Annotated in this window: 29 protein-coding genes, 1 pseudogene and 1 riboswitch; of the genes and pseudogenes, 10 read left to right on the top strand and 20 right to left on the bottom strand. The window is 62.4% G+C overall.

What is annotated here, in order from left to right; all coding sequences use genetic code 11:
• Position 1 precedes the first annotated feature (1 nt).
• The 3 genes from cobN (at position 2) to BG57_RS14345 (ending at position 5471) form a co-directional block, all read left to right on the top strand.
• Entirely contained in the window at positions 2-3775 is a 3774-nt protein-coding gene (gene cobN / locus BG57_RS14355) for a cobaltochelatase subunit CobN (protein WP_035964965.1), read from the top strand.
• Between the two features lie 20 nt (positions 3776-3795).
• A complete protein-coding gene (locus tag BG57_RS14350; protein WP_229753861.1) occupies positions 3796-4785 on the top strand; it encodes a magnesium chelatase ATPase subunit I in 990 nt (329 codons plus the stop codon).
• Positions 4786-4898: 113 nt separating this feature from the next.
• Positions 4899-5471: a vWA domain-containing protein gene (locus BG57_RS14345; protein WP_035964546.1), complete on the top strand. Its 573-nt coding sequence runs from the start codon at positions 4899-4901 to the stop codon at positions 5469-5471.
• On the opposite strand, the gene cobJ is transcribed toward BG57_RS14345, so the two are convergent.
• From cobJ to cobG, 4 genes are read right to left on the bottom strand one after another with little or no spacing between them, the layout of a single operon-like run.
• Positions 5450-7078: a precorrin-3B C(17)-methyltransferase gene (gene cobJ, locus BG57_RS14340; protein ID WP_035964544.1), complete on the bottom strand. Its 1629-nt coding sequence runs from the start codon at positions 7076-7078 to the stop codon at positions 5450-5452. The two genes, BG57_RS14345 and cobJ, sit on opposite strands and share 22 nt — an antisense overlap.
• Positions 7066-7794, bottom strand: a complete 729-nt coding sequence (locus BG57_RS14335; RefSeq protein ID WP_035964542.1) for a precorrin-2 C(20)-methyltransferase — start codon at positions 7792-7794, stop codon at positions 7066-7068. Before BG57_RS14335 ends, cobJ begins: the two co-directional genes overlap by 13 nt.
• Positions 7791-8417, bottom strand: a complete 627-nt coding sequence (locus tag BG57_RS14330) for a precorrin-8X methylmutase (protein ID WP_035964959.1) — start codon at positions 8415-8417, stop codon at positions 7791-7793. The genes BG57_RS14335 and BG57_RS14330 overlap by 4 nt, the downstream gene beginning before the upstream one ends.
• Positions 8410-9624 carry a precorrin-3B synthase gene (gene cobG, locus BG57_RS14325; protein WP_035964539.1) on the bottom strand — a complete coding sequence of 405 codons (1215 nt, stop codon included), beginning with the start codon at positions 9622-9624 and terminating at the stop codon, positions 8410-8412. The genes BG57_RS14330 and cobG overlap by 8 nt, the downstream gene beginning before the upstream one ends.
• A 119-nt stretch (positions 9625-9743) precedes the next feature.
• Positions 9744-9934: riboswitch (cobalamin riboswitch) on the bottom strand.
• Between the two features lie 83 nt (positions 9935-10017).
• On the opposite strand from cobG, the gene BG57_RS14320 reads away from it, so the two are divergent.
• From BG57_RS14320 to BG57_RS14300, 5 genes are read left to right on the top strand one after another with little or no spacing between them, the layout of a single operon-like run.
• Entirely contained in the window at positions 10018-11226 is a 1209-nt protein-coding gene (locus BG57_RS14320) for a bifunctional cobalt-precorrin-7 (C(5))-methyltransferase/cobalt-precorrin-6B (C(15))-methyltransferase (RefSeq protein ID WP_035964537.1), read from the top strand.
• 31 nt (positions 11227-11257) lie between these two features.
• Positions 11258-12355 (top strand): cobalt-precorrin-5B (C(1))-methyltransferase, encoded by a 1098-nt coding sequence (locus BG57_RS14315; RefSeq protein ID WP_035964534.1) that lies wholly within the window; start codon positions 11258-11260, stop codon positions 12353-12355.
• A complete protein-coding gene (locus tag BG57_RS14310; protein ID WP_035964532.1) occupies positions 12352-13086 on the top strand; it encodes a cobalt-precorrin-6A reductase in 735 nt (244 codons plus the stop codon). Before BG57_RS14315 ends, BG57_RS14310 begins: the two co-directional genes overlap by 4 nt.
• Positions 13083-13808 carry a precorrin-4 C(11)-methyltransferase gene (gene cobM, locus BG57_RS14305; RefSeq protein ID WP_035964530.1) on the top strand — a complete coding sequence of 242 codons (726 nt, stop codon included), beginning with the start codon at positions 13083-13085 and terminating at the stop codon, positions 13806-13808. Before BG57_RS14310 ends, cobM begins: the two co-directional genes overlap by 4 nt.
• A gap of 5 nt (positions 13809-13813) precedes the next feature.
• Positions 13814-14221 carry a DUF4186 domain-containing protein gene (locus tag BG57_RS14300; RefSeq protein ID WP_035964521.1) on the top strand — a complete coding sequence of 136 codons (408 nt, stop codon included), beginning with the start codon at positions 13814-13816 and terminating at the stop codon, positions 14219-14221.
• A 20-nt stretch (positions 14222-14241) separates the two neighbouring features.
• Here the strand turns inward: BG57_RS14300 and BG57_RS32580 are convergent.
• The 3 genes and pseudogenes from BG57_RS32580 to BG57_RS31610 all read right to left on the bottom strand — a co-directional run.
• Positions 14242-14364 (bottom strand): annotated as a pseudogene (locus BG57_RS32580) (TerC family protein); the annotation flags it as partial.
• 136 nt (positions 14365-14500) lie between these two features.
• Complete coding sequence (locus BG57_RS14295; protein ID WP_035964520.1) at positions 14501-15622, bottom strand: tyrosine-type recombinase/integrase; 1122 nt, start codon at positions 15620-15622, stop codon at positions 14501-14503.
• On the bottom strand, positions 15612-15818 hold the full coding sequence (locus BG57_RS31610) for an excisionase (RefSeq protein WP_075583137.1): 207 nt from the start codon (positions 15816-15818) through the stop codon (positions 15612-15614). The genes BG57_RS14295 and BG57_RS31610 overlap by 11 nt, the downstream gene beginning before the upstream one ends.
• 102 nt (positions 15819-15920) lie before the next feature.
• Between BG57_RS31610 and BG57_RS14290 the strand changes: the two genes are divergently transcribed.
• The gene (locus tag BG57_RS14290) at positions 15921-16118 is read left to right on the top strand and encodes a hypothetical protein (RefSeq protein WP_035964517.1); all 198 of its coding nucleotides are present in this window, start codon (positions 15921-15923) and stop codon (positions 16116-16118) included.
• Between the two features lie 23 nt (positions 16119-16141).
• On the opposite strand, the gene BG57_RS14285 is transcribed toward BG57_RS14290, so the two are convergent.
• The 8 genes from BG57_RS14285 to BG57_RS34130 all read right to left on the bottom strand — a co-directional run bounded on the left by BG57_RS14285 (position 16142) and on the right by BG57_RS34130 (position 20305).
• Entirely contained in the window at positions 16142-16456 is a 315-nt protein-coding gene (locus tag BG57_RS14285; protein ID WP_052005812.1) for a hypothetical protein, read from the bottom strand.
• On the bottom strand, positions 16453-16725 hold the full coding sequence (locus BG57_RS14280; protein WP_035964514.1) for a DUF7576 family protein: 273 nt from the start codon (positions 16723-16725) through the stop codon (positions 16453-16455). The genes BG57_RS14285 and BG57_RS14280 overlap by 4 nt, the downstream gene beginning before the upstream one ends.
• Positions 16722-17387 (bottom strand): hypothetical protein, encoded by a 666-nt coding sequence (locus BG57_RS14275; protein WP_035964511.1) that lies wholly within the window; start codon positions 17385-17387, stop codon positions 16722-16724. The genes BG57_RS14280 and BG57_RS14275 overlap by 4 nt, the downstream gene beginning before the upstream one ends.
• Before the next feature lie 34 nt (positions 17388-17421).
• On the bottom strand, positions 17422-18597 hold the full coding sequence (locus tag BG57_RS14270) for a DNA cytosine methyltransferase (RefSeq protein WP_035964508.1): 1176 nt from the start codon (positions 18595-18597) through the stop codon (positions 17422-17424).
• A gap of 180 nt (positions 18598-18777) precedes the next feature.
• Entirely contained in the window at positions 18778-18969 is a 192-nt protein-coding gene (locus BG57_RS14265) for a hypothetical protein (RefSeq protein WP_035964506.1), read from the bottom strand.
• A 69-nt stretch (positions 18970-19038) separates the two neighbouring features.
• Entirely contained in the window at positions 19039-19476 is a 438-nt protein-coding gene (locus tag BG57_RS14260; RefSeq protein WP_035964503.1) for a hypothetical protein, read from the bottom strand.
• A complete protein-coding gene (locus tag BG57_RS31200; RefSeq protein ID WP_152562596.1) occupies positions 19473-19982 on the bottom strand; it encodes a nucleoside triphosphate pyrophosphohydrolase family protein in 510 nt (169 codons plus the stop codon). Before BG57_RS31200 ends, BG57_RS14260 begins: the two co-directional genes overlap by 4 nt.
• A gap of 194 nt (positions 19983-20176) precedes the next feature.
• Positions 20177-20305: a hypothetical protein gene (locus tag BG57_RS34130; protein ID WP_268237944.1), complete on the bottom strand. Its 129-nt coding sequence runs from the start codon at positions 20303-20305 to the stop codon at positions 20177-20179.
• A gap of 75 nt (positions 20306-20380) precedes the next feature.
• Between BG57_RS34130 and BG57_RS32575 the strand changes: the two genes are divergently transcribed.
• The gene (locus BG57_RS32575) at positions 20381-20692 is read left to right on the top strand and encodes a hypothetical protein (RefSeq protein WP_152562595.1); all 312 of its coding nucleotides are present in this window, start codon (positions 20381-20383) and stop codon (positions 20690-20692) included.
• A 364-nt stretch (positions 20693-21056) separates the two neighbouring features.
• Here BG57_RS32575 and BG57_RS14245 read toward each other — a convergent pair whose 3' ends face one another.
• From BG57_RS14245 to BG57_RS14225, 5 genes are all read right to left on the bottom strand, one after another.
• Positions 21057-21629: a hypothetical protein gene (locus BG57_RS14245; protein ID WP_152562594.1), complete on the bottom strand. Its 573-nt coding sequence runs from the start codon at positions 21627-21629 to the stop codon at positions 21057-21059.
• Positions 21630-22011: 382 nt separating this feature from the next.
• Entirely contained in the window at positions 22012-22650 is a 639-nt protein-coding gene (locus BG57_RS14240; RefSeq protein ID WP_152562593.1) for a hypothetical protein, read from the bottom strand.
• Positions 22622-23095 carry a hypothetical protein gene (locus tag BG57_RS14235; RefSeq protein ID WP_152562592.1) on the bottom strand — a complete coding sequence of 158 codons (474 nt, stop codon included), beginning with the start codon at positions 23093-23095 and terminating at the stop codon, positions 22622-22624. Before BG57_RS14235 ends, BG57_RS14240 begins: the two co-directional genes overlap by 29 nt.
• Before the next feature lie 186 nt (positions 23096-23281).
• Positions 23282-23701 (bottom strand): DUF6232 family protein, encoded by a 420-nt coding sequence (locus BG57_RS14230; protein ID WP_052005810.1) that lies wholly within the window; start codon positions 23699-23701, stop codon positions 23282-23284.
• Positions 23698-24474: a S24 family peptidase gene (locus tag BG57_RS14225; RefSeq protein ID WP_081850905.1), complete on the bottom strand. Its 777-nt coding sequence runs from the start codon at positions 24472-24474 to the stop codon at positions 23698-23700. Before BG57_RS14225 ends, BG57_RS14230 begins: the two co-directional genes overlap by 4 nt.
• Positions 24475-24486: the final 12 nt, after the last annotated feature.

Genomic DNA, 24486 nt, shown 5'->3' with positions numbered 1-24486 from the left:
GATGCACTTACTACGCACGACACCCGGCGGTTTCGTCGACGATGCCGCTGGCGTCATACGCATCGAGCAGACGCGTGCGCCGATCGTCGTGCTCAGTTCGGCGGACACGACGCTCGCACTGCTGGCGAGCGTGTTTCCGCGCCTCGAAGCGGGCTTTCCCGAAGTGCGGCTCGCGAATCAGTCGTTTTTGCGTCAGCCCGCATCGGTGGACTTTTATATCGACGATGTCGTGCGTCACGCGAAGGTCGTCATCGTCGACCATCTCGGCGGCGAATCGTATTGGCCGTATGGGATCGAGCGGCTCGTATCGCTTGCGAAGAGCGAGAAGCAGGTGCTCGCGATGTTCTCCGGCGATCTCACCGAAGACCCGAATCTGATCGCCAAGAGCACGGCGGACGCCGCGTTCTGCCGCGTCTTGTCGCGTTATCTGCGCGAAGGCGGCGCGCGCAATGCGGAAGCGTTCCTGCGCGCGATCGCTCATCATGCGCTTGGCTTCGGGCGCGAGCCGCAGCCGCCGAGTCCGTTGCCCGCTGTCGCCATCTATCATCCCGAGCACGATATCGCCGTGATCGACGACTGGCGCGCGCGATGGACAGAGGGCGCGCCCGTCGTCGCGGTGCTGTTTTACCGCGCGCATCTGCAAGCGGGCAATACAGCGGTATTCGATGCGCTGATCGAATCGCTCGAAAATGAAGGCCTCAATCCGCTGCCGATCGCAATTTCCTCGCTTAAAGAAAGCGTCAGCCGCGAAGTCGTCGCGCGCTTATGCGCGGAGCATCATGCGTCGCTCGTGTTGAATACGACGGCATTCGCAGCGGGCGTGATCGGCGAGAGCGAAGCATTCGAAGTGGCCGGCGATGCGCCCGTGCTGCAAGTGGTTTTGAGCGGCGGCAATCGCGAAGACTGGCAGAAGGACAATCACGGCCTCAATTCGCGCGATGTCGCGATGCATATTGCGTTGCCCGAAGTCGATGGCCGCATCATCACGCGCGCAGTGAGTTTCAAGGGGCTTGCGTATCACTGTTCGCATACGCAAGTCGACGTCGTGCGCTATCAGCCCGATGCCGAGCGCGTGCGCTTCGTCGCGGAACTGAGCCGGCGCTGGTGCGCGCTGCGGCATAAACCGAACGCGGCCAAACGCATCGCGCTGGTGCTCGCGAACTATCCTGCGAGCGAAGGGCGCATCGGCAACGGCGTGGGTCTCGATACGCCGGCGTCCACGGTCGGCATTCTGTCGATGCTCGCGCGAGAAGGCTATCGCGTCGGCACTATTCCCGAGAATGGCGATGTGCTCATCGCGGCGTTGACGCAAGGCGTGACGAACGATCCTGTCGTGCGCGATTTGCGTCCCGCGCTGCAAAGCCTTTCGCTCGAGGAATATCGTGCTGCGTACGACGCGGTTCCCGCCGATGCGCGCGCTGCACTGGAAGCAACATGGGGCGCACCCGAGCAAGACCCGACGATAAGACGCGGCCGCTTCATGATCGCGGGCTTTCGCTGCGGGGAAGTCTTCGTCGGCATTCAGCCTTCGCGTTCGCGTGAACGGAACGACTATGCGAGCTATCACGATGCCGAACTCGCTCCGCCGCATGCTTATCTGGCCTTCTATTTCTGGCTGCGTTCGCGCTTCAGTATCGACGCGATCGTGCACGTAGGAAAGCACGGCAATCTCGAATGGCTGCCGGGCAAGAGCGTGGCGTTGTCGGCGTCGTGCTGGCCCGATCTGATTCTCGGCCCGATGCCGCATCTCTACCCGTTCATCGTCAATGATCCGGGCGAGGGCAGTCAGGCGAAGCGGCGCGCGCAGGCGGTCATCATCGATCATCTGATGCCGCCGTTGACGCGCGCCGAGAACTACGGGCCTTTGCAGGACCTCGAACGGCAAGTCGACGAATACTACGAAGCGTTGATGGTCGATGCGCGCCGTGCAAGACTCTTGCGCAAGTCGATACTGCAGAACATCGTCGAACACAGACTGCATGAAGAGCTGGGGCTGGATGCGCCGCGCGACATCGCGGGCGAAGACGCATTGCTCACGCGCGCCGATGCCTATCTATGCGAACTGAAGGAAGCGCAGATACGCGACGGCCTGCATGTGTTCGGCGTATCGCCCGAAGGCGTGCAGCGCCGCGATACGTTGCTTGCATTAGGGCGTTTTCCAGTCGGCGATGGCCAAGGTGCGAACGCGAGCCTCATCACCGCGCTCGCACGCGATCTGCAACTGGGCGATGCCTTCGATCCGCTCGATTCCGACTGGTCCGCATCATGGACGGGCCCGCGCCCTGAAGCATTGCAAGCGGTGAGCAGTGCGCCGTGGCGTCATCATGGCGACACGCGCGAGCGCCTCGAATGTCTTGCGATGCAACTGCTGCAAGACGATGCTCACGCGCCCGGACCACATGCGAAACTCGTGCTTGAACGCCTGAAAAGCGATGTCCTCTCGCGTCTCGATGCATGCGGACCGCAAGAGCTGATGCAACTCAAGCGCGGTCTCGAAGGGCGCTTCGTGCCGCCGGGACCGAGCGGTTCGCCATCACGCGGCAGGCCCGACGTCCTGCCTACCGGTCGCAATTTCTATTCGGTCGACACGCGCGCCTTGCCGACGCAAGCCGCCTGGTCGCTAGGGCTCAAGTCCGCGAACATGCTCGTCGAGCGGCACGTACAGGACCACGGCGACTATCCGCGTGCGATCGGCTTGTCAGTGTGGGGCACGGCGACGATGCGCACGGGAGGCGACGACATCGCTCAGGCGTTCGCGCTTATCGGCGTGCGGCCGAAGTGGGCGGCGGGCAGTCATCGCGTGACGGACTTCGAGATCCTGCCCATCTCCATCTTCAACCGTCCGCGCATCGACGTGACCTTGCGCGTATCAGGCTTCTTTCGCGATGCGTTCGCCAATCTCATGCATCTCTTCGACGCGGCGGTGCAGGCCGTTGCTGCACTCGAAGACGAGCCGGACGACGTGAACCCGATTCGCGCACGAATTGTGCGCGAGCGCGATGAACTGATCGGCCGCGGTGTCGATGCAGCGGAAGCGCGTCGCCGTGCAGGCTGGCGTGTCTTCAGCACGAAGCCCGGTGCATATGGAGCGGGCTTGCAGGAACTGATCGATGCGCGTCAGTGGCACACCGACGCTGATCTCTCGGAGGCTTATCAAAGCACGGGCGGTTATGCGTATTCGCAAGGCGGCGACGGCGTCGAAGCGCGCGCGAGCTTTGGCACGCGTCTTTCATCGCTCGATGTGGTCCTGCAAAACCAGGACAATCGCGAACACGATATTCTCGATTCGAACGACTATCACCAGTTTCAGGGCGGCATGGTGGCGGCGGTGCGTTATCTGTCGGGCCTGCAGCCGCAGGCGTACAACGCCGATCACAGCAACCCGGCGGCGCCGCGCGTTCGTACGCTCAACGAAGAAATTGCACGCGTGGTGCGTGCGCGCGTCGTCAATCCGAAATGGATCGATGGCGTCAAGCGACACGGCTACAAGGGCGCATCGGAACTGGCAGCAACGGTCGACTATCTATTCGGCTACGACGCCACGGCGCGCGTCGTGTCCGATCATCAATATGCGCTCGTCACCGATGCCTATGTGAACGATGCCGGCACGCGCGACTTCATCGCCCGTCACAACCCGCACGCGTTGCAGTCGATCTGCGAGCGTTTGCTCGAAGCGATGGAGCGCGGCTTGTGGCAAGCGCCGGGCGACTATCGCGAGGCGGTGACGCGGCATCTGCTCGATGTCGAGCAGCAACTCGAGAGCCGACAGTTTTGAACGAAACCTCTTCATTTCCAGTGTTTCCTTTCACCGCGCTCGTCGGACAGGCGCCGTTGCAGCAGGCTTTGCTGCTCGCGGCCGTCGATCCGTCGCTTGGCGGCGTGCTCGTCAGCGGGCCGCGCGGCACGGCGAAATCAACGGCGGCGCGCGCGCTCGCGGAGCTTCTGCCCGAAGGACGGCTCGTGACCTTGCCGCTCGGCGCAAGCGAGGAGCAGTTGATCGGCACGCTCGATATCCAGAGCGCGTTGCGCGACGGCGGCGTGAAGTTCTCGCCGGGCCTCCTGGCGAAGGCGCATCGCGGCGTGCTGTATGTCGACGAAGTGAACCTGTTGCCGAATCCGCTCGTCGATCAGTTGCTCGATGTGGCGGCGAGCGGCGTGAACATCATCGAACGCGACGGCATTTCGCACCGCCATGATGCGCGCTTCGTTCTCATTGGGACGATGAACCCGGAAGAAGGTGAACTGCGTCCGCAATTGCTGGACCGCTTCGGGCTCGCGGTGGAACTGGACAATTGTTTCGATGCGAACGTGCGGCAGAGAATCGTCAAGTCGCGCCTTGAATTCGATACGGACCCCGAAGCATTTCGTGAGCTTCATGCGGACAATCAGGCGGCGCTCGGCGAGCGTATCGACGCCGCGCGTGCCGCGCTGAACGACTACGATTTCGACGATGCCGTTCATGCCCGCGTCAGCGAGCTTTGTATCGCCGCGCAAGTGGACGGCTTGCGCGCGGACCTCGTGATGCTGCGCGCGGCGCGTGCGCTCGCGGCGCTCGAAGGCGCGCATTGCGTCGAGACGAAGCATGTCGAATGCGTGGCCGAAGCGGTGTTGCGTCATCGACGCCGTGAGCAGGACGCGCAGCCGCAAAGAACGCCGCATGAGATGCCGCCTCGTCAGGCAAACGGCGCGAGCGCACAGGATGGCGAATGGGGCTACGTGCCGCCCGAGCCGGTTGGCGCTGCGAAGATCAAGCAAGTCAGGCCGCTCGCCGAAAAAAAAGCCTGAGCCATCGAAGGCTCGACGCCGATGCGCAAGCGCATCGTCTTCGATGGCAGGACGCGCGTTCGCGGGGCCGCTACGCTGCGCAAGATGGCGCGGACAGCGCACGCATCGACTGGATGGCGACGTTGCGAGCGAAGCGCGCCGCGCCTTTTCATGCGGCACATTTGCGCTTTCGCCGCACCGACGGCGACGCGAGCGCGCTCCATTGCTTCGTGCTCGATTGCTCCGGCTCGATGCTAGGCGGCGAGCGTCTTGCACGCGCCAAAGGCATGTTGATCGCGCTGTTCGACCGCGCTTATCGCGAGCGCGCTGAAGTCGCGCTGGTGTGCTTCGGCGGCGGACGCGCCGAAGTGCGCCGTCAGCCGGGCGCGGCGCATTGGTTCAACGAGCGATGGATCGCGCCGATCGGCGGCGGAGGCGGGACGCCGCTCACGCTCGGGATGGCGAGCGCGGCAACGGTGCTTGCGCGCGCTGCACGGCGCAGGCCCGATCAGCGCCGCTGGCTATGGCTACTGACCGATGGCCGCGTGAACGAGCGGCCCGCCGCGCCTTCTTTTGCGGATCGCATCATCGTCGTGGATTTCGACGATGGACTCGTGCGTGTCGGCGGGGCGGAGGCGTTGGCGGTGTCGTGGCGAGCGCAATGCGTATCGGCGGATGCGCTGCTTCAATACCAGCGCGGCGTATAGACCCAGTCGCCGAAGCTACGTGTTCGCGATGAACCGACGATCACCATCGTCCGCATATCGACGAGGCCGCCGTGCAGCTCGGCCAGCGTGACGGTGCGGATCGTTTCAGCGGGACGTCCCACGTCGCGGCCGAGCACGACGGGCGTCGCCGCATCGCGATACTGCCGCACGATGCTCATCGCGCGATCGAATTGCGAGGGCCGTGCCTTCGATAGCGGGTTGTAGAACGCCATCACGAGATCGGCTTCGCATGCATGTGTGATGCGTTTCTCGATCACGTCCCAAGGCTTCAGGTTGTCCGATAGCGACAGCACGCAGAAGTCATGGCCGAGCGGTGCGCCTACGCGTGCGGCCGTCGCGAGAGATGCGGATACGCCCGGCAAAATGTTCAGCTTGACCGCGTTCCATTCGGGATGCGTCGCGCGGCCTTCGTCCAGTGCTTCGAGCACGGCGGCGGCCATCGCGAATACGCCCGGATCGCCTGACGAAACGACGACCACGTTGCGCCCGCCGCTCGCGAGTTCGAAAGCATGGCGCGCGCGTTGCAACTCTTCGCGGTTGTCGCTCATATGCACGCATTGATCGGCGCGATACGGTCCCGCCATGCGCAAATACGTTTCATAGCCGAGCACGTCCTGCGCGGCGATGAGCGCGGCCTTCGATGCGGGCGTCATCAGATCCGCGTTGCCGGGGCCCAGGCCGATTACGGTCAGCGTGCCGCGGGCGCGGCCAATGGTTTGCACATCGACAGGGCCGTCCGCCACGGTGATGCCGATGTCTCGCGAAGGCATCCCGTCGCTGAAACGCAGCGGCACGTCGAGTGCGCTGGCGGCATCGGCGAGGGCGTCGCAAGTCATCGCGTGCGTCGGCGCGACGAGCGCAGCGAGCGCAAGTGGCGACAAGCGATGCATATGCAACGCGTCGCGCACGCGTTCTGCGACAGGACCGCTCACGTCATGCACCCACGCCACCACGCAGCGTGGATGGATCACGAGCGCATCGTCGTGTTCATCGATATGTGGCGTGACGCGCACCGCCAAGCGCGCGTCGGCATTGCGCGGGACATCGACATGATCGAGCCAGGGCGCATGACCTTCTATGCGCGTCGTTTCGCCCGCGAGCAAGTCGGATACGAAGCGCTTGCCGCGCTCGATATCGGCCAGCGCATATCCTTCCGGCGGCGCAAGCAGGCATGTGCCAAAGCGCAATTCGCCGCTTGTCGTGATCGCTGGTTTCACGTCGAGCGCAGCAGCGATTTTTTTAGCAAGCACGTTGACGCCGCTCATGCCGCCGAGGAGCGGTACCACCGCGCTACCGTCCTGCGCGACGGCCAGCACGGGCGGTTCGGCTTGCTTGTCGCTTAGGCAAGGCGCAAGTGCACGAATCACGATCCCCGCGGCACATAGCGCGACGATCGGCGTATCGGCTGCATAGAGCGAACGCAGCTGCGCGCCGAAATTCTCGTAAGCAAGATCAGCGTCCACGCGGCCCGCAAGACCATGCACGAGCGATCCGGCGTATTGCGCCTGAATGCGCCGCGCAGTGTGCATCGCGCTCTCACCGAGCACGACGATGGCAAGCGTCGAACGCGTCTTCACGCCTGCCATTTTTTCCCCGGCACGACGAGCAGCGAGAAATATGGCGACGCCATCGGATCGACTTCATCGAGCGGGACGATGCGTTGATTCGCCATCGTCGCGCGCTCGACATAAAGTGCGCGCTTGTCCAGCCCGAGTTCGATCAGCACGCGGCGCACTTTCTCGAAGTTGCGTCCGAGTTTCATGACGACGGCCGCATCCGACGATTCGAGCTTGCGCCGAAGTTCCTCTTCGGGCAGCACGCCAGAAAGGACGCTGAGACTTTGATTGCGATACACGAGCGGCGCGCCCAGCACCGATACGCCGCCGAGCATCGAGCACACGCCGGGGACCACATGCGCGTCGAAGCGTCCGGCCAGGCGGTCGTGCAGATACATGTACGAGCCGTAGAAAAAGGGATCGCCTTCGCAGATCACCGCGACATCGCGCCCCGCTTCGAGATGATCGGCGATGGCGAGCGCGGATTCATCGTAGAACGCGCTGATGATCGTTTCGTAGCAAAGCGGCGGTTCGAGCGCTTCCGTCGTGACCGGATAGACGAGCGGCAGGCGCGTTTGTGTATCGTCGAGATGAGACTCGATAATGCCGAACGCGTTGCCTTTCTTTCCCTTCGCGACGAAATACGCAACGACCGGCGCGGATTTCAGCAGCCGCAGCGCCTTGACCGTGATGAGTTCGGGATCGCCCGGACCGACGCCCAGTCCATATAGCCGTCCGCTCATCATTCGGTCTCCGAAGCAAGTGCGTTCACTGCGGCGGCGGCCATTGCGCTTCCGCCGCGCCGTCCGAGCAAGGCGACGTAAGGCACGCCCCGGCTGTCGGACGCAAGCAGAGCCTTGGATTCCGCCGCGCCGATGAAACCCACCGGAAAGCCCAGAATGAGCGCGGGTTTCGGTGCGCCGGCATCGATCATGTCGAGCAGATGAAAGAGGGCGGTCGGCGCATTGCCGATCGCGACGATCGCGCCTTCCAGATGCGACCGCCATAGCTCGAGCGCGGCGGCGGATCGCGTGTTGTTCATCGCACGGGCGCGTTCGGGCACGGATGCATCGCCGAGCGTGCAGATCACGCGGTTATCGGCGGGAAGGCGTGCGCGCGTGATGCCTTCCGCGACCATGCGTGCATCGCAGAGAATGGGTGCGCCCGCAGCAAGCGCCGCGCGGCCCGCATCGCCTGCACCGGGGGAGAAACGCAAGTCATCGACGATATCGGTCATGCCGCACGCATGAATCAAACGCACGGCGAGCTTCTCGATATCGGAAGGAATGGCGCTCAGGTTGGCTTCGGCGCGAATCGTCGCAAACGACTGACGATAGATTTCGGCGCCGTCGCGAATGTAGTCAAGCATCGGCATGGCTCCGGGCAAGCCATGCGGCCGCCTCTTCGATGGAAAGATCGTGCGCGACGCACTGCGCCTGCTGATGCACGTCATAGCGGCCCGTTCCGACCGCGAACAGCGTTACTTCAAACGGATGCGCCGCCGCGCACGAACGATCGCAACCGCTCAAGTGCACGTGTGTATCCGGCGGCAACAGCGGCGCGAGACGGTGCGCATCGGCTTTGGTGTCGGCGTGGCTTTTGGCGCAGCCGGCCGATCCTGTACATGCGATGAGTCGCGCAAGCGGATGGCGCGGGTCGGTGACGAGGCCGAGCGCATCGAGGCGACTGATCACGTATTGCGTGTCCTGCATTGCGACGCCGGGCAGCACTACACTTTGCCACGGCGTGAAAATGAGCCGCCCCTGCCCATGCGATGAGGTGAGATCAGCGAGCGCGTCGAGCGTCGCCGCATCGAGACGGCCAAGCGGCGGTTGTGCGCCGACGTACCATGCATCGTGTTCGGGCATTTCGTGTGCGCCCAGACGCAGCGACGCATCGGACGGCGCACGCCGCCATGTCGTGCATGCGGCATCGAAGGAAAGCGCAGCGAGAAAGCGCGCAACGCCGATGCGTGCAAGCACCTCGCGCATGCGATGTTCTTGCTGCGTAGCCTCCGCCAGAAACGCATGCAGCACTGCAATAACGAAACGCACGACATCATCGCGAGCAACGCTGCCGAGCGCGGGCGCATGTTCGACGCGATGCGGCATCGACCCTGCTAATCCGAACGCAAAACGCGCGCCGCCATCGAGTGCGGAGAGCCACACATCATGCGTATGATCGAGCATGGCGAGGGATTCGCCGCCATCGAACTGCAGCGAAAACTTCGGCGACAACGCGTGCAACGCGGCATCGTTCTGCATCGCGGCAATGATCCCGGCGGCGAGCGTGCGCGTCGCGTGGTTGGCGAGCGGGCTCAGCATGACGTTGCGGATATCGTCGCCGCCTTCCGCTTGCGGACCGAGGCCGGCGTTCAAGGCGCTATCGATGAGGTCCGCGTGGGCATCGTCGCGGATGCCGCGCAGTTGCAGATTGGCCCGGTTCGTCACGTCGATGACGCCCGAACCGCAACGCACGGCGGCGCGCGCAACCGCATGCGCAGCATGCGCGCTCAGTTCGCCGCCGATGAGACGCAAGCGGGCGAGGCCGCCGTCTCGTGCGGAAACGATGCGCATGAGGCCGGGACAAGCCGAGGGCCGCGATGGTGAAGAATGTGCGTTCAAATGCGTGACGGATGCGGTATCGCGCCATGAACAGACCGGTACACCCCGCCCGGCAGGCTCGCGCGAAATAAGCGTTGATTCTGGCGTCGGCAGGTCTCTTGGCTGGCAGGTCGCCATCCGCGCCGGCCTTCCCGGTATAAACCAGTGGCAGTGGAGCGCGGACTCGCTGCGTACAATTGCGGGGGCAGCCACAGTTTTGCTGTGTTCCCTGTTAGGCCCTTCAGGTTTTACCCTGGCAGGCACCGACGGACGTTGTATTATGCCCGCTTTTATCGACCATCAGACCGCTTCGTGCATGCAGTTTTCTCGTGATGCGCGCAGCGAACCGCAAGGAGGGAACGGCGCATGTCGACCTGGCTGACCGTGGTGGGCATCGGCGAGGACGGCTGGCATGGCCTGAGCCGCGCGGCACGTCGCGCGCTCATCGAAGCCGGTTCGATCCACGGTGGCGAGCGTCATCTCGCGCTGCTGCCCGCGCGCATCGCGGCGCGCCGCGTGCCGTGGCCCAAACCCTTTTCCATCGATGCCGTGCTCGCGGAACGCACGCGCGGCGCGCGAGTATGCGTGCTCGCAAGCGGCGATCCGATGCACTTCGGCGTCGGCGCCACGCTCGCACGCGAGCTTTCGCCCGATGAAATGCGCGTGATTCCCGCGCCTTCCTCGCTGTCGCTCGCAGCGGCGCGTCTACATTGGGCGTTGCAGGATGCACAGTGCATATCGCTCGTCGGGCGTCCGGTTGCGGAACTGCTCGCCCATACGTTTCGCGGCGCGCGGCTTCTGGTCCTGAGCGCCGATGGCTCGACGCCCGCGGCTATCGCATCGTTGCTGACCGTGCATGGCTTCGGCGCAAGCCGCATGAGCGTGTTCGAGCATCTTGGCGGTATCGGCGAGCGCCGCATCGACGAACGTGCAGACGATTGGCGCGAGCCGCAAGTGGCTGCGCTCAATCTCGTGGCGATCGAATGCAGGACGCACGCAGGCCACGCCGGCCCGCCGCTCACGCCCGGTTTGCCCGACGAAGCTTATCGTCACGATGGCCAGCTCACCAAGCGCGATGTGCGCGCCATTACGCTCGCGCGTCTTGCGCCGCAGCCCGGCGAGTTGCTATGGGATGTGGGCGCGGGCTGCGGTTCCATCGGCATCGAATGGATGCGCGCGCATCCGGCTTGCCGCGCGATTGCGATCGAAGCGAACGAAGGGCGGCAGCGTCTCATCGAACACAACCGCGATGCGCTCGGCGTGCCGACGCTCAGGCTCGTGAAGGGCGAAGCGCCCGCCGCGCTCGATGGCCTTCCCGCACCGGATGCGGTATTCGTCGGCGGAGGGGCGACTGCGCCCGGCGTGCTCGATGCCTGCTGGTCGCGTCTGCGTCAGGGCGGCCGTCTCATCGTCAACGCGGTGACCTTGCAGAGCGAAGCGGCGCTCGTCGACTGGCGCGCGCGGCACGGCGGCGAACTGACGCGCGTGAGCGTCGCGCACGCCGAGCCGCTCGGCAGCTTCGATACGTGGCGGCAAGCGTTGCCGATCATCTTGCTGCATGTTGCCAAGTCGTGAGCGTTCCTAACTATATCGTTCCATTCGACGCATGCGCGACGAAACGCCCGACACTCCCGCGCCGCTGAGAAGCGGCTATACCACCGGAAGCTGCGCGACCGTGACGAGTCTCGCGGCTGCGCGTCTCTTGTTGACGGGCGAAGCAAGCGAACGCGCCGAGATCGTGTTGCCACGGGGCCAGCACGTCACGATGAAGCTCGAATTCTGCCGCCTGATCGAAGGCCAGCGCGATGAAGCGGAAGCCGGCGTCATCAAGGATGCCGGCGACGATCCCGACGTCACGCACGGCGCGCTGGTGTTCGCGCGCGTGCGACTGTCGGCGGATGCGGGCGTGCGCTTTCATGCCGGGTCGGGCGTCGGCACCGTGACGCGCGCGGGGCTTGCGCTCGCGATCGGCGAACCGGCGATCAACCCTGTTCCTCGTCAGATGATGACCGGGCATCTCGAACGACTCGCGGCCATCGCAGGCTATGCGGGTGGCTTCGACGTGACCATCGGTGTCGAAAACGGCGCGGCGCTCGCGCAGAAAACCATGAACCCGCGGCTCGGTATCGTCGGCGGTTTGTCGATACTCGGCACGACCGGCATCGTCAGGCCGTTTTCGTGTTCGGCGTACATCGCGTCGATTCATCAGGGCATCGACGTCGCGCGGGCCAACGGTGTGCGGCATATCGCGGCATGCACGGGCAATCAGAGCGAAGACGCGATGCGCGCGCGCTACGGCATGCCCGATATCGCGCTGATCGAAATGGGCGATTTTGCGGGCGCGGTGTTGAAGCACTTGCGGCGCGCGCCGGTCGAGAAGCTCAGCCTGTGCGGTGGCTTTGGCAAGCTCAGCAAACTCGCGGCGGGACATATGGACCTGCATAGCCGCAGCTCGAGTATCGACTTGACGCTGCTCGCGGTGTGGGCCGCCGATGCCGGTGCAAGCGATGCGCTGCAATCCGCGATTCGCGCGGCGAATACGAGTCAGGAAGCGTTGAAGCTGGCACGAGCGGAGAGCATCGAACTGGGCGATGTCGTCTGCGCGCGGGCGCGTGACGTCGCGCGTGACGTGGTGCCGCAAGGCATCGTCGTGGAGACGTTCGCCATCGACAGGCAAGGGGTGATCGTGGGAAGCGCAGTATGAAGCGTGTCTTGCTGCTGGGCGGAACGGGCGATGCGCTGGCCATCGCGCGACGGCTAACGAAACCGCACGTCTACAGCATCGCGGGCCTCGCGCGCGTGCCTGCCGATCTGGCGTGCGAAGTGCGCGTCGGCGGATTCGGCGGCGTGGCGGGATTGATTAACTATCTGCACGCGAACGATATCGCGCTCGTCGTCGATGCGACGCATCCCTATGCCGCGCGAATGAGCCGTCATGCGCGCGAGGCGTGCACGGCTGCCGGCATTCCGCTCTGGGCCGTGCGGCGTCCCGCATGGCAGTCTCAACCCGGCGACGATTGGCGCGAGGCGGCGAACTGGCGCGGCATCGTCGAAGAAATCGCGGCGTTTCATCGGCCACTGTTCACGCTCGGCCGCGAGCCGCTTGCGCATCTCGATGAGATTCCCGCGTCGCAGCACTGGACCATCCGCTGTCTCGATCCGCACGAAGGCAACGCGCGCGCCGATATCATCGACGCACGCGGCCCGTTCGATATCGGCGGCGAACGTGCGCTCATCGATGCGGCGCGCATCGACGTGATCGTCAGCAAGAACAGCGGCGGCAAGGCGACGGAAGCGAAGCTCGCCGTGGCGCGCGAGAGAGGGCTGCCCGTCGTGATGCTCGTGCGTCCCTCGCTGCCCGCCGCCGAGCGCGAATTCGACGAACCCGCGAGCGCGCTCGATGCGCTGCTCGCTTTCGACACGAACACCCAATGACCGTCTACTTCATCGGCGCAGGACCGGGCGATCCCGAACTCATCACCGTCAAAGGGCAAAGGCTGATTCGCACATGCCCGGTGATCCTCTATGCCGGATCGCTGGTGCCTGACGCCGTGTTGTCGAGACATCGCGCGACACGTGTCGTCAATACGGCCGAACTCGATCTCGATACGATCGTCGCGCTTCTGAAGGAGGCGCACGACAACGGCGAAGACGTGGCGCGCGTGCATTCCGGCGATCCATCGCTTTACGGCGCGATCGGCGAACAGATTCGACGTATCGAACAGATCGGGATTCCTTATGAAATTGTGCCCGGCGTGACGGCGACGGCGGCATCGGCGGCGGCGCTTGGTTGCGAACTTACGCTGCCCGGCATCTCGCAGACCGTCATCCTGACGCGCTATGCCACGAAGACGTCGATGCCGCCGGGAGAATCGCTCGCGGACCTCGCGCGCCATCGCGCAACGCTTGCGATTCATCTGGGCGTGCGCCATATCGAGCGGATCGTCGCCGATCTCGTGCCGCACTATGGCGAGGATTGTCCGGTCGCTGTCGTGTTCCGCGCGAGTTGGCCAGACGAGGAGCGCGTGAAGGGCACGCTCGCGGATATCGCGCAGAAGGTACGCGCAGCAGGCATGGAGCGCACGGCGATGATCATCGTCGGACGCGTGCTGGACGCAGAAGGCTTCGCTGATTCCACGCTGTACGCAAAGGACTGAATCGAATGCGCGACCTCGACGCCGTGTTCGAAGCACTCGCGAAATCGGCGTTTCGCCGGCGTTTTGCGCTGGGCGTGCGGGAAGGGCGGTACTTGCGCGAGCGCGGAATCGAAACAGTGCTCGCGCAGGCGGACGAGTTGATCGGCAAGCGTCTTGCGCCGCAAGCGCCGCCGAACGACGGCAAGCAGACGCCGTTTCGCGGGCATCCAGTGTTCATCGCGCAGCACGCAACCGCGACGTGCTGCAGGACGTGCCTCGCGAAGTGGCATGGCATCGCGGCGGGCAAGGCGCTCGACGAAGCCGAGCGCCGTCATGTCGTCGATGCAATCGGGCGATGGCTGCGTGCGCAGCCCTTACCGCATACGCCCGAAGCGCCCACGAACGACAACCCGCAGCGCGAATTGCCGTTCTAGCTACATCGCCTGCGACGCGCTCAATGCTTCGCTTCGTGCGGCGCCTGACTCCGGCGCTTGCTGTTCGCCTTGCGCGCCAGCATGTTCAGTCCTTCGACCAGCGCGGAGAAGGCCATCGCCGCATAGATGTAGCCCTTCGGTATAACAGCCAAAATCGCCGAAAGCCGCGACAGCAAAGGGTTTTGGCTGTTTCTTAGGGCTGTTCAATGAGGCGCCAAATGTACAATTGCGGCGTTATAAATCAATGACTTGTACGGCCGTTTTGTACGATAGCGCGCGTCACACTGCGAGCTTTATCTCGGTCCATTCACGCCCGCGGATGTCGCGATAGAGCTCGGTCATCGACGATGACTTGTGACCAAGAAGTGCCTGCGCGAAGGCCGCGCCACGCTCCTCGGCATAAAGACGTGCTGCGAGCGAGCGGATTTCGTGGAATGACGGCGGCGTCTTTCCCGGCGCAACTTTGATCTTTGCCTCGTCACGGATGCGCGCGAACGTCTGACTCATCGTGCTCAGTCCGGGCGCGTTGCCCGGCACTGCGGCACCGTTCGGCCGCGTGAAGTGGATTACGTTCTTCGTCGCCACGTTGTCCCGGCAGCGGCGCAGCACATCTTCCAGTGACGTCCCGAGCGCATCGAGCCTGAGCGAAAGAGGGATCTTGAGCTTCGACTTGCTCCCTTCCTTCCCTTTGCTCTGCTCGATCCAAAGGAAGCCGTCCTTGATCTGGCCGAACTGCATTGAAACGATGTCTTCGCGGCGCTGTCCAGAGATCAGCGCGAGCTCGATAGCGTTCGCCGCCCACTGGCGCTCTTTGTCCTCGCGAGCCTTCGCCAATATGAGCTTGAAGTCATCAAGCGTGAGTCGGGAGCGCGCCACGTTGATCTTGGGCTTGGCAATCGCTTCGACGGGGTTCTTGCCGACATCGACCAGGCCTTGAGCGATGGCTTCCCGAAATACGTCGTGAAGACGCTTCCGGATGTTCGATGCCATCGTCGCGCCGCGTTGCTGCACGCACAAGGCAATGAAGTCAGCGATGTCTTTCGGCGAAACCTTGTGCACCGCTTGGACGGCGAACGTTGCCGCCCGGATCGCTCGCAATTGTGACTTCATCGCCGATACTGAGTTCGGTTTGCCTGAGAGCCGCGGTTCCTCGTACTTGTCGCACCAGTCGGCCAGAGATGTCTCCCCGCCGTTGATGCGCTGGAGCAGGGTCACGTGTCCTTTTCTCCGCTCGATCTCGGCGTTTGCCGTCCGCGCTTCCGCGCATGCGATCGCAAAGTCACGTCCGAGCCCATAGGTCTTTCCGGTCTCCGGGTGCTGGAACCAGTAATATCCTGCCGAGTTCTGGCGGAGATTCTGCGGCCAGTTTCTCCGCGCTGCGATTCGTCGCCTAGCTGCCACGTGCAATCCTCTCTATGCGCTCTGCGCGCGGGTCGACGTATTCGGCATTAGGTGCGCAGAAGTACGCACGTCCGATCTTCTTGGGGCAGGGGCGAATGAGGCCGTTCCGGATCCAATTCCGGATGGTGTGGCGATGCGGCTTGTGCTCACCAAAAACCTCAACCGCCCATTCAGCGACGGGTATCAATCGCGCCATCGTTCTTCTCCATATACGCGCGCGTCACGCGCATGAATTCTTCAATTTGAAGCTTCATTCCAAAACCTAAAGTTCATCGAGATTGCCGCCGATAACGCGGGCATGAACAAGATCAAAGCCCAAACCCTTCTCGAATCCGCCGACGCTCTTGCGGTGGCGGACGTTGTCATTCAATACGGCCATTACGACGCGGATAGCAAAGCGCACGGCGCGGTGTATATGCGTACCTTCATTCACAAGATCGCCCAAGAGGCGCCTGATTGGAAGCTGGGCGATCTGATGGCGCTCGCGCACTCCTGATCCAGCGGTTCGGCAGTTCACGGTTAATCTGCCGGCTCCTCTTTGCTCGCCACGCTCGACGCGTCGGTGTAATGACCAGGGCATCCGCCTTCGGCATAGTCGAACCCCGTGCAGCCATTCCCGGCGTGCTGACACGGGTTTCCGCACTCTGCCGAGAACGGAATGACGTTCCGCCCCTTGGCTTTCTCAAGAGCAAGATAGGTCCGCGCCTCTGCTGGTTCCATCGCCCGGCCGTCGCCGTGCTGAAAAACGCCCTGATAATCGCGTGGATAGCGGTTGTTCCGAATGAATCCGTCGATGTTCATGCTCATGCTGAATCTGCGCATGCGTGTCGTCATCCCTGCTTCTCCTTGCTCGCGGATTGCTCCTGACACTTTGCGGGGCGCTCGTTATCGTATGGCGTGAATTCGAAGCCCGGGTCGCAACGGGCTTCTTCCAAGCAAGCGCGGTCACATTCAAAGTGAAAGCGATTCGTTTGCAGTTCGCCGTCGTAGACGCCGGTCGTTTTGACGTGCTTCTCGCCCGTCAAGATTTTTTCTCCGCACCAAGTGCATCGGTGCTCTTTGTTCGCAGCGGGCTTGCTCGAAGAGAGTTGCGTATAGCTCATCGCGGCTCCTTCGCGGATTGCGACGCGATTGCGGCGTCGATGGCTTCATCGAGCGGAATGTCACGACGCCCATCAGGAAGGTCGACCGACTTGATAAGCCAGTACGTGTTCCATCCGCCATTCCATTCGTTCAAGACCGCGCCCGCCTTCAGGAACCGATACCGCTGCGCGTCGCGCACATCATCTTGCGCCGGGCGATTCTCTGCGCTCATGCTGGCGGGGGCAGACAAAGCAGCGAGTTCTTCGCGCATCCATCCGCAGAACTGTTCGAAGGTTGCATCACTGCGCGTCGAATTGAAGAGTGCTCGCCATTCCGCTTCCCGCTCGCTCAGTGCCACCGCCTGCGCAGGCGCTTCGATAGCAGGGGCACTCTTTCCGGTTCCTCCGCACGCTTGGCAGGCCACGCCGGGATATTCACCGCTTACGTCGCCCGTTCCGCCACAGACGGCGCAATCGACCGGCTCCGCGCTCGCGGATGCGGCGATAAGGGAGCGCATATCGGCCGGATCAGCCGGCAGCATGGCTTCGAGTTCCGTGATTCTTGCGGATTGGCGCTCGATCAGGTCGGCAGCACTTCGCGCGGCTTCGCGGCGGCTGAACAAATTTCCGCTGCCGGGCGCCGAAATCTCGCGCAGAATTTTCAGTACCAAGTCGTATTGCATGTTCGTCCTCAATATCGGTTGCCGCTATCGGCGGTCAGGAGGCGGCGTTCTCTACCTGTTGAATTCGACGGCCAATCCAAGCCATAACCGGCACTGCCATGCTGTTGCCGAGCGCCTTGTAGCGCGGGCCATCGGCAGCGGGCTTGCCGCGCACGTTTATGAGCGTGTAGTCGTCGGGGAAGCCTTGCAGGCGCTCGCACTCGCACGGGGTAAGGCGTCGCACTGCCGAGCCGTGGAATACGGGGTTGATCACGCCCGCGTTGTTTCCGGCACTCGCACCGTTCGAGTTGTGCCACGAGCTCGTTAGCGTGTCGGCAATCGCATGCAGCGCGCTTCCTTTCGTCAGCGTCGGTGTGGGACCAGGTGCGACGCGCGAGCGGTTCTCGGAGCTGGTGATCTGCTGCAGATCGAAGGCAACCGGCACCAGCGGCGTGCCGCGCCCCGTTCCATCCTCGCTCGCGTCGAACCCTTCGCCGCGCAACGAGTGCGCAACGAGCAACGTCTCCGTCTCCGCATCGATTCTCTGATTGCTCGTCGTCAGCGCGCGAGCGACTTGCGGAATCAAGCCGCCATCGCACTCGAAGTCGGTTCCGAGTCCGCCACCTCCTTTAGTGCGTGCGCTAAGGGTCGGGGCAACTCCTTCCCGCGCTTCGCGGCGCGGCGCAGGATGCCCGAGCAGGCTTTCGCGCTCAAAAAGTACCGCTGCGGCACGTCGCCAGTCTCCAAGATTTGCGACAACGAACACACGGCGGCGTCGTTGGGCCACTCCGAAGAATTGAGCGTCAAGAACGCGGTAGGCGAACCCATACCCGAGTTCTGCCAGCCCTCCGAGCAGGGTGCCAAAATCCCGTCCGCCGTTTGATGACAGGACACCGGGGACGTTTTCCCAGACCAGCCAGCGGGGAGCGAATCGTGCAGCAATGGCAAGATAGGTGAGCATGAGGTTGCCACGCGGGTCAGCCAGTCCTTTTCGGAGTCCGGCGACGCTGAAGCTTTGGCAGGGAGTTCCGCCGACGAGAAGATCGAGAGTTGCATCAGGCCATTCCTTAAACTTGGTCATGTCGCCGTGATTCGGCACGGTCGGGTAGTGGTGCGCGAGCACGGTTGACGGGAACGGCTCGATCTCACTGACGAACTGCGTTTGCCAGCCGAGCGGATGCCAGGCGCAGCTCGCTGCTTCAATCCCGCTGCACACTGAACCGAACTTCATCGTTTGTCCTCGCAATAACAGTCTGTCCAACGCTCACTTTCACCGGCATGCGCTCGATCTCCGCGACCATCTGCGCGAACGTGGCGCATGCTCGGTGAAGCAGTGCAGTCGTCGGCGTCTTCGATCTTCCAAGCGCGTCTAGGGCTTCGGCATGCGCGCGGAAGGTGGGGGTGTGGCGGATCACAAGCTGTCGTTCGGTTCGCAAACCTTTACCGGGCCGCGGCGCACCTTGCCGCAGGTCTTGCATTTGTAGACGGCATTCTGCGAGAAACGAACCGTCGTTCCGCGTGCGCTCATCGTCATGCTCTTGAACGTCTTGTTGCCCTTAAATTCGTAGTCGTGCTTGCGCGGGCCGCAATCGTTGATGCTCATCTCAAACCTCATTCATTGAGAAGCGCCGCGGTCGAGGGATGAGCGCGCGGCGCGGAGGGGGTTAGGCGCTCAGCGAATCTGGAACGTAGCCGGGTCGTATTGGCCCAGACGGATGTCCCGTATCAGCTGATCGCGCTCCGCGAAGCCCATGCGTTTCCACATGCAGCAGTGCACAGCCTCCTCAATGTCCTCGTGCGACTCCGCACACATCGGGCAGCGGTTGACCGCAAGCGGGCTCGCCATCACACCGCCGTGCGACGCCTCGCACTGCGTCGCGCGGTCCATGTCTGAGTAGGACTCGTCGCACTCCGGGCAGACATAGACCTCATCGACGTCACGCGGGCAGCACCGCTCGGCGTCCCATTCGTCCCTGTGCGTCTCGTGGCATTCCGGGCACTCGTAGCGGCGATAGCGCTCCAGTTGCTCGCGGGTGAATTTCGGCTTCTTCGAGAATGCCTGCTGGAGCGGCTTGCCGTCCTGCTCGGCGGTATTCGTCGATTCGCTCATGCTTTCTCTCCGGTTGCCTTGCCGGTGCCGTTGCACGCATGGCAATCCTGCTTCCACTCATCTTCCAGATCGCGATTCGTGAACCAGCCGCGACCTTTGCATGCAAGACATGCGCTAGGTGCCGTGAGCGGATCAAGCCCCTTCTCGGCGCGCCACTGGTTCACCGATCCATCCCCATCGAGAACGACGCGGGCGCACATGACAGCCGTCTGAATCGCCTCCTTTCGGACGTTGGCGGCAGGCTCGTCGAGCACGGCTTTGCACAGCTCTCCGAATTCCTCAGCGAGTGCGATCGTCATGATTCGATCACCGGGGAACTTGGCGCGGGCGCGCAGCAATTCGGCGCGAACTTCAGACAGGAAGCTCTCGACAGCCTCGGCACCCTCGTGCAGGACATTCGCCTCGTAAAGCGCGGCGTTCGCGTAGCCCTGCATTTGATGCTCAGTGAAAACGCCAACACCGTTCAGTGTGGCGATTGGCTCAGGCAGTTTCGGCAGTTTGCTCATGCTGTCCTCGTTCTTGTTCGAATCTAAGTTGATGGCGCTACGGCCGAGGCGCTCTCGCGGTCCTCTTCGCCAGCCAGCGGCGCTTGTCGCGCGTGGCCAACCCGGCGGTTCATCGCTTACATCGCTCCACGCCGCGCAACGCCATCAACTGAGAGTCCCGGATAGAGCGCCGGGCCGCTTCCTTGGGTTGAAATTCAGTTCGCGACGGGCCAGTTGATGCGCTTCTTGCGCTGCTCGATCTCTTCGAGGCGGTCGTCGCCGCCGCGCACAAGCAGATAAGCGATGAGGCCGATAAGTACTACTGAGCACGAGAGGGCGATCATGGTGAGCATTTCCGGGAGCGGTTAGCGGGGGCTGACGTTGAGATACGCGAACTGGCGCGCAACGCAGGCCGGGACGTGAAACTTGCCGATCTCGACGCGCGGCGCGGTGAGGCCGAGTGCTTCGCGCTGGCGCTGGCGCAGAACCGCGCGGCGTTCTTCGAGGGTGAGTGCGCCGGACGTGTCGACGTGGCGCAGATCGGTATTGCGGGCGGGCGTCTGCATCACAGGACCCCGTTGAGCACTGCGCAGATGACGGTCGTCGTCATACCGACGATCGAGAGAACTCCTACCGCGATGTTCAGCGCCTTCGCCGCGCTGATGTCTGTGTCGTTGATCGTGTGCATCATCCACCTCTCGTTTCGGCTCACCGACGCGGTGAGTGCATGAGATGGATATTACCAACGGGTAATGGTGTAGTCAATACCAAATAGTAATTTAAGCGATCTTTTGGTAATGAGACGCCTAATGCCTATGTTCCGACGAATGTAAATACTTCGAACAAAGTGTTGACGGAAGTGATGACATGTCGCTTTTTCGTCACTCGTACTGTCTATCGGCGTTTGGCGAATCGTGAGCGCATACGGTTTGGGCGATCGACTACCAATTTGGTAATGGATGACGAGCGACGCCCCGATGAAAGCCACTTTCACGTCGCTATTTTGGCGATCGATGTTGCAGCAGTGCAACGTTTGCGGGCGACTGCACAGAAAAACGCCCGCTCGAGGCGGGCGTCGTATCCGGAAAAGAGAGCTTACTTTGACAGTCCGTCCTTCAGCACTGGCGCCATACGTTCCGCCATGTTCTGATTTGCCATGTTGATCAGGGATGCGTCGGGCGTCCGGCAGTCCGCGCCCATATGCCCGGCGGTAACCGTGTCCGTCGCTACGCCGTTCGCGTCCATTACCACGTTCGCCGAGAGTCCACCGACGGCATAGCCGGATGACAGAGAGGCGGCAGTCGTGGCCGCCTGGATGACGCCGTCTGCTGCGCTCTTGCCGAATGGCTGGTCGCAGGTTCGGATCGGCAAAATTACGAACGTCAGCTTGCCGGCGACGTGCGCACGCTGGATGAAGGTGTACAGATCCTGCTGGAACTGAGCGAGCGCCGCCACCTGTGCCGGGTCGTCGTTCCGCGTGACCATGTCGTCCAGTTGGAAGTTCGCGACGATGAACCCGTTCGGATCGGTCTTGAACTGGTCCTGCGTCGGCGGAAGGCCGTTGTTCTCGCCCATGATCAGGGCGTGCAGCGTGGTGCCGTTCATTACCTGTGGCGTCACGTCAGCAGTCACGCCTTGTGCGGCGAGCGCCTGCGTCAGCGTCTGCACCGTCTGCGCGGCCGCGTCCGACGCCGGAGCATCGGAGGCTGCTCGTGCAACGGCAGCGACCTTCGCCGTGGCAGTCGTCGTCGCTGCTTGCCGCAGCGGGTTGCCGTAGTAGGAGATTTTGGCGGTCGACGACGGAGTGCCGTCTCCGCCACCGCCGCAAGCGGCGAGAACAGCGGCGCATGCGAGCGCAGCGGCAATAGTCTTCTTCATGTCATCCCTTGGATGCTCGGCTTCTGGCGGGGCGAGCTTTCCCTTTCCTTTCCGGAAGGAAAGATAGCATTGTTCAGAGCATTCGCAACCGTTTGCGGCGCACGTCGGAGTAGTGGTGGTGAGCAGGCAACAAAAACCCGCCGAAGTGGGTCTGGTACAACCAGGTCGGAAGTTACTTCTGCGTCTGAGCGGAGGCCGCTTTTTTGGCCTGTTCGAGCAGTTCTTGAGTTTCCTTGATCTGCTGCGCCACCTGCGCCTGAGCCGATGAGGTGTTCTTGCCGGATTCGAAAGACGCCACCATGTTCGAAAGGATCGTGGCATTGAGCGATGCGAGCGCCACGACGGTAGCGATAGCCGTCCCGATAAGCCAGTACTTTAGGCTCGAGCTCGAGTTCTCGACGCGAGAAACCGCATCGTTTGTGCGCTGGAGGCTCTCTTTGAGCGATTCTGCGCGCACCTCTCCCGCTTTTTCGCGCTCCTCCATACGGGCCAAGAAGCTGTCGATCTTACCGTCGATAGATGCAAGACGTCCGTCCATCCGCGCTTCGATGGCTTCCAGTTTGGCGTCAATCTCTTCTCGGGTTGGCGTACTCATAGGAGCGTCAATATTGTCTCTGGTCGAGAACGTGGGGCCATCTCCGCCAAAGACAAGCATCTCCGACAGGCCTCCACCGCCAAAATACCTCGGCGATGGACCGACGTTCGCAGACTTTAACTCATCGTAGACGGTTCTAGCGTGGATCTCTGCAATCGGCGTCTCATCAGCCTTCGTAAAGGACTCTTCAACTAGCCGAAGGTGGTTTTTGCTCATTCTCTTTCTTCGGTGTCAGAGATTCAACAAGCTGCTGCAAAGACGGCCGCAGCCACTCCGGGGAAAGTTCCAAGGCTCGAGCAAGCTTGGCGGGGTTGTAAGTCCAATTTATCTGTGCAAACGGCGGCTGTATCCTCTGCGCAAGGATCTCGTCCAGTTCTTCGACGCCAAAATCCCATGTCGACAAAAGAGTGCAGTTGTCGCAGATGCTCGAGAAAGCGAGGAACTGTAATTCGTTCATCGACTGCATTCCAAACGGCCTGATCGACCAGCCTAGTTTTCTGTTTGCGTCCTGCAAATACGCCATGGCGAACTGTTCGATCGGAAAGAGCAACCCTGTAAGGTTGAAACGACTCAATTCTGTTCCGCAGCCGGGGCACTTTCTGCGCCGGACGTGTGGCGTAACCTTATCCCAATCGACGTCTTGTTTCTGACTGTCAGACACCGGTTCAGCTCCAACTGTAAATTTTTGGGCAGACCGCAAGTGCAGTATTCCCTTACATCGACCTAGCGCGCAGGCATCCGCCAACCAGCAAGAAACACGAACGCTGATTCAGCGCATCCATGATCCGTCGCATCAGCTCACCTTCGACCCATCACAAAGCGGGCTAACGGCGATCGGTCTCTTGGCTTACCCGCGATACACGATCGCGTTGTTTAGGGCATCGACGACGCGCCGTACAAGTCCCTTGTCCTGTGATGAGAACGCTGTGACTTCGCCCGATGACGTCATGAGGCTGATCGCGTACTTAGGCTTGCCACGCGCGAGCAAAATCGCGCCGGGAATGAGGGCAATGACGGCCATGGGCACAAAGGTAAGCCCACAGAAGAGGAGTATTACGCCAACAGCAACAAGAATCGTCCCGGCGAGCCACGACCGGTCTTTCTCGATATGCTTGACGGACGTGATTCCGCTCATGGCGAACGTGTTACCGGGCACCAGCAGCCTAGCATTGGTAACTTTGATCGCCCCTTCATCGAGGAAGATGCGCTCTTCCGCCGTGCCCCGCGGTGCGGATGTTCCAAACGTCGGCTCTTGTATGTCGCTCACATTGCCCCGCTGACGCCCACTACGCGGGCGATGATCTGCACGTGTCCGGACTCTTCCGCCGAGATGTCGACGTCTGGGTAACGCGTCTTGTCCGGATTATCGGATCGGATGCTCAAGCCTCCGCCCGGCCGCTTGAAGAGCCGCTTCACGTACACCTCGTTCTGGTAAGCCAGCACGTAGACCTTGCCATCGACCAGCTCGGTAGCCTTGTAGTTGACGACGAGCGAGTCCCCATCGATCACCCGAGGCTCCATGCTGGAACCTTCTGCGACGATCGTCGCCGCGTGCTCCGCATCCAGGCCGAGCCGCTTCAGCCATGCCTTCCTGAACGCCTGGCGTTGGCCTTTCTCGTCGATGTGCCACACGATCCGGCCATTTCCGGCAGACGCCTTCACTTCGAGTCTCGGAATCAAAACGTACTCTTCGCCTAGTTCTTGATCGTTATCCCATCCGACAATGGGACGAATGTTGACGGACGCTCTTCCATCCGTCAGAACATTCTTCTCTGAAGTAGGCGCTTCATCAAGCCACCCAGTGGGTAGCTTAAGTTTCTCTTCCAGCTTCCTTGCTTTTTTTTCCCCGAAGGACTTGGTCTTCAGAAGAGCGGAAATTTCTCCCTGGTTCTCACCTGTCTGGCGGACGAACTCCGCCTGTGAGCCGTACTTTTCGATGAGCTGCGCCAGGCGCGCGCGGCGATTGTCGATGACTGTCATACCGGAATTATCGACCGGCATTACCGAAGGGTAAATCTCCGAATGGTATTGACTTTCCATTACCGTCTGGTA

The organism is Caballeronia grimmiae, assembly GCF_000698555.1.
In the GTDB taxonomy this organism is placed as follows: Bacteria; Pseudomonadota; Gammaproteobacteria; order Burkholderiales; family Burkholderiaceae; genus Caballeronia; species Caballeronia grimmiae.
This window is presented reverse-complemented; position numbering and strand designations above follow the sequence as displayed.

What these genes read in the sequence shown, in the direction of transcription:
- cobN (WP_035964965.1), top strand. Translation starts at nt 2, where the DNA reads ATGCACTTACTACGCACGACACCCGGCGGTTTCGTCGACGATGCCGCT.
- BG57_RS14345 (WP_035964546.1), top strand. Translation starts at nt 4,899, where the DNA reads ATGGCGACGTTGCGAGCGAAGCGCGCCGCGCCTTTTCATGCGGCACAT.
- cobJ (WP_035964544.1), bottom strand. Translation starts at nt 7,078, where the DNA reads ATGGCAGGCGTGAAGACGCGTTCGACGCTTGCCATCGTCGTGCTCGGT.
- BG57_RS14335 (WP_035964542.1), bottom strand. Translation starts at nt 7,794, where the DNA reads ATGATGAGCGGACGGCTATATGGACTGGGCGTCGGTCCGGGCGATCCC.
- BG57_RS14330 (WP_035964959.1), bottom strand. Translation starts at nt 8,417, where the DNA reads ATGCTTGACTACATTCGCGACGGCGCCGAAATCTATCGTCAGTCGTTT.
- cobG (WP_035964539.1), bottom strand. Translation starts at nt 9,624, where the DNA reads ATGCGCATCGTTTCCGCACGAGACGGCGGCCTCGCCCGCTTGCGTCTC.
- BG57_RS14320 (WP_035964537.1), top strand. Translation starts at nt 10,018, where the DNA reads ATGTCGACCTGGCTGACCGTGGTGGGCATCGGCGAGGACGGCTGGCAT.
- BG57_RS14315 (WP_035964534.1), top strand. Translation starts at nt 11,258, where the DNA reads ATGCGCGACGAAACGCCCGACACTCCCGCGCCGCTGAGAAGCGGCTAT.
- BG57_RS14310 (WP_035964532.1), top strand. Translation starts at nt 12,352, where the DNA reads ATGAAGCGTGTCTTGCTGCTGGGCGGAACGGGCGATGCGCTGGCCATC.
- cobM (WP_035964530.1), top strand. Translation starts at nt 13,083, where the DNA reads ATGACCGTCTACTTCATCGGCGCAGGACCGGGCGATCCCGAACTCATC.
- BG57_RS14300 (WP_035964521.1), top strand. Translation starts at nt 13,814, where the DNA reads ATGCGCGACCTCGACGCCGTGTTCGAAGCACTCGCGAAATCGGCGTTT.
- BG57_RS31610 (WP_075583137.1), bottom strand. Translation starts at nt 15,818, where the DNA reads ATGGCGCGATTGATACCCGTCGCTGAATGGGCGGTTGAGGTTTTTGGT.
- BG57_RS14290 (WP_035964517.1), top strand. Translation starts at nt 15,921, where the DNA reads ATGAACAAGATCAAAGCCCAAACCCTTCTCGAATCCGCCGACGCTCTT.
- BG57_RS14285 (WP_052005812.1), bottom strand. Translation starts at nt 16,456, where the DNA reads ATGACGACACGCATGCGCAGATTCAGCATGAGCATGAACATCGACGGA.
- BG57_RS14280 (WP_035964514.1), bottom strand. Translation starts at nt 16,725, where the DNA reads ATGAGCTATACGCAACTCTCTTCGAGCAAGCCCGCTGCGAACAAAGAG.
- BG57_RS14275 (WP_035964511.1), bottom strand. Translation starts at nt 17,387, where the DNA reads ATGCAATACGACTTGGTACTGAAAATTCTGCGCGAGATTTCGGCGCCC.
- BG57_RS14270 (WP_035964508.1), bottom strand. Translation starts at nt 18,597, where the DNA reads ATGAAGTTCGGTTCAGTGTGCAGCGGGATTGAAGCAGCGAGCTGCGCC.
- BG57_RS14265 (WP_035964506.1), bottom strand. Translation starts at nt 18,969, where the DNA reads ATGAGCATCAACGATTGCGGCCCGCGCAAGCACGACTACGAATTTAAG.
- BG57_RS14260 (WP_035964503.1), bottom strand. Translation starts at nt 19,476, where the DNA reads ATGAGCGAATCGACGAATACCGCCGAGCAGGACGGCAAGCCGCTCCAG.
- BG57_RS31200 (WP_152562596.1), bottom strand. Translation starts at nt 19,982, where the DNA reads ATGAGCAAACTGCCGAAACTGCCTGAGCCAATCGCCACACTGAACGGT.
- BG57_RS34130 (WP_268237944.1), bottom strand. Translation starts at nt 20,305, where the DNA reads ATGATCGCCCTCTCGTGCTCAGTAGTACTTATCGGCCTCATCGCTTAT.
- BG57_RS14240 (WP_152562593.1), bottom strand. Translation starts at nt 22,650, where the DNA reads ATGAGCAAAAACCACCTTCGGCTAGTTGAAGAGTCCTTTACGAAGGCT.
- BG57_RS14225 (WP_081850905.1), bottom strand. Translation starts at nt 24,474, where the DNA reads ATGGAAAGTCAATACCATTCGGAGATTTACCCTTCGGTAATGCCGGTC.